The 7,100-nt window shown below is 42.1% G+C and carries 7 protein-coding genes; 4 read left to right on the forward strand and 3 right to left on the reverse strand.

Translation table 11 applies throughout. The features are described from left to right. Together pnuC and nadR are read right to left on the reverse strand one after the other, a co-directional pair. Positions 1 to 648, reverse strand: a 648-nt coding sequence (gene pnuC / locus VLN09_RS08365; protein ID WP_325245512.1) for a nicotinamide riboside transporter PnuC, incomplete at its 3' end; no start/stop codon positions are given. Positions 649 to 720: 72 nt separating this feature from the next. Continuing rightward, on the reverse strand, positions 721 to 1,761 hold the full coding sequence (nadR, locus tag VLN09_RS08370) for a multifunctional transcriptional regulator/nicotinamide-nucleotide adenylyltransferase/ribosylnicotinamide kinase NadR (RefSeq protein WP_325245514.1): 1,041 nt from the start codon (positions 1,759 to 1,761) through the stop codon (positions 721 to 723). A 581-nt stretch (positions 1,762 to 2,342) separates the two neighbouring features. Here nadR and VLN09_RS08375 point away from each other — a divergent pair. The 4 genes from VLN09_RS08375 (at position 2,343) to VLN09_RS08390 (ending at position 6,583) form a co-directional block, all read left to right on the forward strand. Beyond that, complete coding sequence (locus VLN09_RS08375) at positions 2,343 to 2,555, forward strand: PspC domain-containing protein (RefSeq protein WP_325245516.1); 213 nt, start codon at positions 2,343 to 2,345, stop codon at positions 2,553 to 2,555. A gap of 344 nt (positions 2,556 to 2,899) precedes the next feature. Further along, a complete protein-coding gene (glyQ, locus tag VLN09_RS08380) occupies positions 2,900 to 3,928 on the forward strand; it encodes a glycine--tRNA ligase subunit alpha (RefSeq protein WP_325245518.1) in 1,029 nt (342 codons plus the stop codon). A 9-nt stretch (positions 3,929 to 3,937) separates the two neighbouring features. Beyond that, positions 3,938 to 6,031, forward strand: a complete 2,094-nt coding sequence (glyS, locus tag VLN09_RS08385; protein WP_325245520.1) for a glycine--tRNA ligase subunit beta — start codon at positions 3,938 to 3,940, stop codon at positions 6,029 to 6,031. A 309-nt stretch (positions 6,032 to 6,340) separates the two neighbouring features. Continuing rightward, positions 6,341 to 6,583 (forward strand): hypothetical protein, encoded by a 243-nt coding sequence (locus VLN09_RS08390; RefSeq protein ID WP_325245524.1) that lies wholly within the window; start codon positions 6,341 to 6,343, stop codon positions 6,581 to 6,583. 99 nt (positions 6,584 to 6,682) lie between these two features. On the opposite strand, the gene VLN09_RS08395 is transcribed toward VLN09_RS08390, so the two are convergent. Further along, positions 6,683 to 7,099, reverse strand: coding sequence for a cell division protein ZapA (locus VLN09_RS08395; protein WP_325245522.1), 417 nt, complete (start codon positions 7,097 to 7,099; stop codon positions 6,683 to 6,685). Position 7,100 lies beyond the last annotated feature (1 nt).

The following is a 7,100-nucleotide window of genomic DNA, read 5'->3' on the forward strand; positions in this document are numbered from 1 at the left end:
GTTACCAGACATGAGGTTCACAATGAGCCAGACAAAGTTGACGACAATCCATAACCACCAATTAAAAGAATAGCGCAGAATCATTGCCGCCTGAGCCGTAATAGAAAGCACAAAAGCGATGACGTTAATCCAGAAGAAAGAAATAATACCCAAAAATTTACTATTGTCATCTTCAATGACAGCGTAGCCATAGCTTGCCAATAAGTCATTGATTGTTGGAAATAATGCCAGCCCAATCACCATAAAGCTAATAGTCAGTAGCCAAATCCATTTGCTCGCAGATTTGGGTACCATGTCACCATCGGCATCGGTATGCTTTGACCAATAAAAAATACCGTAGACATGGGTAAAGAAGTTGAACAACGGTGCAAGCATGAGACCAACAGCACCAGAGGTCGCTTGTACGACGACTTCACCAGCTGTCGCACCCATACCAAAGCCATTACCTAAGATGTTTTTACGAAAGGACAGTGAAACCACGCAGACTAGCCCGATAAAAGACACGCCTAAGTAAAACCAATCGAGCGTCGTATGTTCGGTGGTCAGCCAAAACCCTGCGGATAGAGCAAGCACGCCGCAAATAAACCAAATGACAATCCATTGTATCGCCCATTTTCCAGTGATATTGTCTAGTAGCTGAATGCGCATAGCGTTATATTCCTAAAGTAAATAATGGTGCTAAAAGTGTCTTTTTTAATAAGAGATGCTTATCCGTTACGGCTATTGACCATAAATATACTGGTCAATAAATAACAACGCCTGCTGATAGCGCGCATCATAATCTGGCTCATCAATCATATGCGGCTCGATATGATGACGGGCGAAAATATCCAATAGTCGCTGCTCAAAACGACCACGTGCCTCAGCTGTGCCCAATGAGCGCATACCATCGTCAACCCATGGCGTATTGTTATCAAGCATAATCGTATGGTCTAAGCGGAACTCATCAATGCAAGCTGATACAAAAGGGTGGGTGCGCCCTTCATACTCTTCACAAAAGGCTTGGGTAGTGACAAAATCGGTATCAATAATCGTCACAGGGGCAGTGGCACTTGCAGCGGCATCACGAATCGCTTGGGTATGGTGCAGGGCAATGGGTCCGTAATCACTATATTGTAGTCCAATCTCAGTACCGCCTAAATCTGTACCAACATATAGTCGTCCCATCTCAAGCGCAAAGCTGGCACCATAATAGTTAGCAAGCTTATGCACCAGTGTGGTCTTACCAGAACTTTCTCCGCCCACAATAGCAACCGTTTTAGTATAGTCGCTGCGTGCTTGCGGATGCAGCGCTGACCAATGTGCGACCGGATTGCGTGCAATGGCATAAGAGTCAAAGTCAGGCTGTAGCGGGGTCGTGACTACCGGTATGATTAGCTGCTTACAAACATCAGACTGTGCTAACGGGTGGTTCTCTGAGACAAACAATGCAGTTTCAGATGGCAAATTTAAAGCTTCTTTTAAACGTTGCAGCTTGGCATTGCTGGCAGTGATATCAATAGTGACCTCAGCGAAGCTTTCATGTACTGGCAGCTCAATTTCATCAGTCGTATGAATATGTATAAAAGGTAAGTCAGTACAAGCCATCTGCAACCAACGTGCTTTATCTTGTAAAGTGATTTTAAAATCTGGATGCGGCGATGGATGCGCCATAATGACGATATATAAGGTTTTTGCCTGTCCTGCTGCATCTAAAATACTGCGCATTTGCCCTAAATGTAGCGGCTCAAAATGCCCAATCATCAATCCTGACTCGTACATAGCTGTCCTTATTTACACTTACTGGGTGCAATTTATTTTTAGTGGTCTAAAGTTTTCGGTATTTATGAGCATGGTATAAAGGTTCTTGACGACTTACCCGTATATTATTGTAAATTGGCGTTATTTTATGACGTGTTTTTTTATAAGATTATGATTTATCTGCTTATTAACTTTGATTAGCTCTTTATTCTTCTCTATGCATCACATGCATCAGTCATAACTTTTTAAGTTGGTAGCATAAAATACAATCGCTTATTCTTATTAGAAAATAATGAGATTGTAACAAAAGATGTAATACACGAGAAACAAAGGGGTTATTGAAACAATTTGAAATAAGTATTTAAAATCAGGGGTTTACGCCTGTTAATGAGAGGTTAGAGTAAGTTCAAGTAGCATAAATTCACAAAGCACATCTATATAGTCAACAGATATAAGCAGAATGATTGCTATACTAATTACATAAGCTCAAAAGGCAAACGCAAAACAGCTTTAATGTCTATAGATTAAAAAAGGTCTATAGCTTAAAATCGTAAAAAATTTATAAGAGCTGTAATAAAATAATTATAAAAGAGGTATTTGATTTGGCTAAATTAGCAAAGTTACATCGTTCACAGAACAATCGCATGATAGCGGGCGTGATGGGCGGCATCGCAGAATATGTCGGTTGGTCACCAACGTGGGTGAGGTTGCTGTTCTTTATTGTCTCAACCTTAAGCGCAGCAGTACCTGGCGTTTTGATCTATATAATCTTATGGATAATTATGCCAAAAGCGAACAGCCAGTCTTATCAGTAAAGTAGCGCTGAAGTAAAGAAGTCTAGTAAGAGATAGACGTACCCCAAAAAACAAAAAGCCTGAATAATCAGGATGCCCAAGACATACCTTTCCTCCTGCCCAGATGCTCGCGCATTTGGGTATTTTTTTGTTTATCGTAATGACTGTCTTTAGCCCTAGGTTTTAGTCATTAATTGCTTAGAAAACTTGATATTGCTGCCTGATATATAAATTTAGTTCAGGTAAATATAGATAAAATAGTCAATTTTTAGTAAGGTGAGCAAGCAAATAGCATCGTTACTGCGTAAGCGATACGAGCGCTATCAAAGATTTATCTCATAACACTCATTCACAGTGATTTTACTATGACACGCCAAACTATGACATCACAAGCAAAAAACGCCGAACCGATGACTTTTCAAGATTTAATCTTAACCTTACAGAATTATTGGGCGGATAAGGGCTGCGTTATCTTGCAGCCTTATGATATGGAAGTTGGGGCAGGTACGTTTCATACCGCAACATTTTTGCGCTCATTAGGTCCTGAGCGTTGGAATGCTGCTTATGTGCAGCCATCACGTCGTCCAACCGATGGTCGCTACGGTGACAATCCAAACCGTTTGCAACATTATTATCAGTTTCAAGTGGTGCTCAAGCCCAATCCGCCTAATATTCAAGAGCTATATTTAGGTTCACTTGAGGCGATTGGTATCGATCCATTGGTACATGATGTGCGTTTTGTTGAAGACAACTGGGAGTCGCCAACGCTAGGTGCATGGGGACTAGGTTGGGAGATTTGGCTAAACGGTATGGAAGTGACTCAGTTTACATACTTCCAGCAAGTGGGCGGTATTGAGTGTTTCCCTGTGACAGGCGAGATTACTTATGGTCTTGAGCGTCTAGCGATGTATGTACAAGGCGTTGATAGCGTATATGACTTAGTTTGGGCAGATGGTGAGTTTGGTCGTGTCACTTATGGTGATGTCTTTCATCAAAATGAAGTTGAGCAGTCTACCTATAACTTTGAGCATGCCGATGTACCGATGATGGGGCAGATGTTTGACTTTTATGAGCAGCAAGCGGATAAGTTGGTCGAAGCAGGTTTACCATTGCCAGCTTACGAGATGGTACTAAAAGCGTCGCATGCCTTTAACTTACTTGATGCACGCGGTGCGATTTCAGTCACTGAGCGTCAACGCTTTATTCTCCGTGTACGTACGCTGGCACGCAAAGTTGCCTTTGGTTATGTCGAAGCACGTGCAAAATTAGGCTTCCCATTGGCTGATGACGCCCATCGTCAAGCGGCGCTTGATAAGTATTTGCCAAAAGATGAAGTGGCAGCAGAAGGCTTAGAAATAGAAAATACCGACAATAACCAATCTACTACTAAATAGGAGCATCCCATGAGTACCATTTTATTTGAACTGGGGTGTGAAGAGCTGCCTCCAAAAAGCCTAAAACCTTTACGTGACGCATTGCAAGCCAGTGTCACTGAGCAATTAGCAGACGCTGATATTAGCTTTGATAGCATCAAAGCCTTTGCTGCACCGCGTCGTCTAGCGATTCAGATTGAAGGCATTAGTGCTAAGCAACCTAACCGTACTGAAGAAAAACGTGGACCTGCAATTAAAGCGGCGTTTGATGCGGATGGTAATCCTACCCGTGCTGCGATGGGATTTGCAAAAGGCTTAGGAATTGAGGCCAGCGAGTTGACCACTATTAACACGGATAAAGGCGACTACGTTGGTTATGTGCAAACCATTGAGGGGCAGGCGACTACTGAGCTACTACCTGCTATTTTTCAAACCGCACTTGATAATTTGCCAATTGCTAAGCGTATGCGTTCAGGCGCGAGCCGCAATGAATTCGTGCGTCCGGTACAATGGGCAGTCTTGATGCAAAATGATGCTGTCATTGATGCGACTATCCAAGGTCATCAGACGGGTAGTCAAACGCGTGGTCATCGCTTCCATAGTCCTGAATATCATGAGATTGCGCATGCTAACAATTATGAGCAACTGCTTGATGGCTTAAAAGTGGTGGTAGATTTTGATAAGCGCCAAATGCTCATTAAAAATCAAGTCAAAGCATTGGCAGACGAGGTCAACTCTGACGCTATCGTACCGCAGAGCTTGTTAGATGAAGTCACTGCTTTGGTTGATTTCCCTATTGCTCTTCGTGCAAGCTTTGAGGCGCGTTTTTTACAAGTCCCGCAAGAAGCGCTCATCTCTACCATGCAAGCAGATCAAAAGTATTTTTGTTTAACGGATAAAGCAGGCAAATTGCAGCCTTATTTTATCTTTATCACTAATATTGAGTCAAAAGACCCCAATCAAATTATCGAAGGTAATGAGAAGGTTGTACGTCCGCGCTTGGCTGATGCAGAGTTTTTCTTCTTACAAGATCAAAAGCAGCCGCTATTTGCGCTGACTGAAAATCTTAAAAACCGCGTATTCCAAGATAAATTGGGTACGATTTGGGAGAAGTCTGAGCGTATTGCTAAGCTCGCTGCCTTTATCGCTGCCTTGATGCAGCAGCAAGGGCAGCAGATTGATATCGATGATACGGTACGTGCCGCGATTTTATCTAAAGCAGATTTGGCAAGCTCACTCGTTGGTGAGTATCCTGAATTGCAGGGTATCGCGGGTACTTATTATGCGCGTCTGAATAATGAGCCTGAAGCAGTGGTAGCAAGTTTAGAAGAGCAGTATTTGCCTAAGTTCAGCGGTGATGTATTACCAAAAACACCGGTTGGGATTTGCTTAGCATTGGCAGATCGCTTAGATACGCTAGTGGGCATTTTTGCTATTGGTCAAGCGCCGACTGGCTCAAAAGATCCGTTTAGTTTACGTCGTTCAGCGATTGGTATTTTGCGTATTTTGATTGAAAAGCAGCTGCCCATTAATCTAGTAGCGTTGGTCGAGCAAGCGATTAAAGGCTATAGCTCTGGCGACGGTAGCAAGATTGCCAAGATGGGTGATACCTTTACTCAAGTAATGGCATTTTTAAACTCGCGCTATCGAGCAATGTATACTGAGCAAGGCGTTAGCGTCGATACCATTCAAGCCGTACAGGCGATTAATCCGCATATGCCTCTTGATTTTGATCAGCGTATTCGCGCTGTTCAAAGGTTTAGCGAATTGCCACAAGCGTCGATGTTGGCTGATTCAAACAAGCGCGTTGCCAATATTTTGGCGAAATCTGAGGGCGCGGTAGCTGATGAGGTTAATGCATCGCTACTGACTGAGGATGCTGAAAAAACTCTATATCAGACGGTGCAACAAGCGCAATTGGATGTCACACCATTACTTAATACTGCCAACTATACGCAAGTATTGCAAACCTTGGTCAGCTTAGATGCACCATTAACGCAATTCTTTGCCGATGTGATGGTTAATAGTGAAGATGCGGCACTCAAAGCCAATCGCTTAGCACTGCTCAAGCAAGTGCGTGCATTATTCTTGACGGTTGCCGATATCAGTGAGCTACAATTATAGTTTAGTCATGATGAAAGCTATAGTTGAAATACTTTAAAGTCGCTACAGTACTGCTGGTGTAAATTTTTTGCAGCCTCTGTCTGCGTAGGCACAGCAAGCAAAAAAAATTTGCACCAGCAGTACGTGTTGTATCGATATTACTTTTCACCGACTATAAATAATGTATTCTATAAAATAAAAACTGGCTCAATGTAGCCAGTTTTTTATGTGATTATTCTGGAGCGTTGAGTTTATAATGTACTCAGCCATATTTGAAGGAGCGCTGCCGTGTCAGCCGTTATTATTATTATCCTCATTATCTGGGTTTCGATGTGGGGCTTTTATAAGTTTATGTACCCGCGTGCGCCCAAAAGCATGATGCCAAAAAAAGGCGATATCATCACACCGCGTCAGTGTAATTTTTGTGGTAATAGCTTGGCTGAGTATCGAGGCGTACTTGAGACTAAGCCTGCCGTAGCACCAGAGGTTACTGGTAAAGAAATACCTAGTGAACTGTTCTTTTGTAATTATGAACACCAAGCAGATTTTCATGCAGGCAAAACTTATCAATAATAAGTATAAAAAAATGCTTATCTACCAATCATAAAAAACGCTTAGTTTATAAAAACTAAGCGTTTGATGTATTTATAAGCATCAAAAAATAGCACTGGCTTATAAAATAGAATGAGCGTCTTGGATAACTTTATTCAGTAGCGCTACAGATTGCTTGTCTTGCTGCGTACGGTCTTCTGCGTTTCTTTCATGAGTTTGGATTTTTTCATATAAATTTAAGCAGGATAATACCAGCAAGCTTTCTTGGCTAAGACTTGGTGCATCTCTTTTTAAATTTAGAGCAAAGTCGTTGATATATGAAACAGCCGCATGCAATTCTTCTTGCTCATGTACTGGGCAGTAGATGGGATAAGTGACACCAGCAATCGCAATATCAACTTTCTTAATTTGTGGTTCAGGTGCACTAGTGACTTTCGCATCCGGTCTGGCCGCGTTACTTTGTGTATTGGTTGGCATATTGGCATTATTTGATACAGATTTTTGTGCCTGAGTTTTTTCTACTTGGTTATTTTGCAGC

The sequence above is a fragment of the Psychrobacter sp. genome (genome assembly GCF_035469765.1).
Taxonomy (GTDB): domain Bacteria; phylum Pseudomonadota; class Gammaproteobacteria; order Pseudomonadales; family Moraxellaceae; genus Psychrobacter.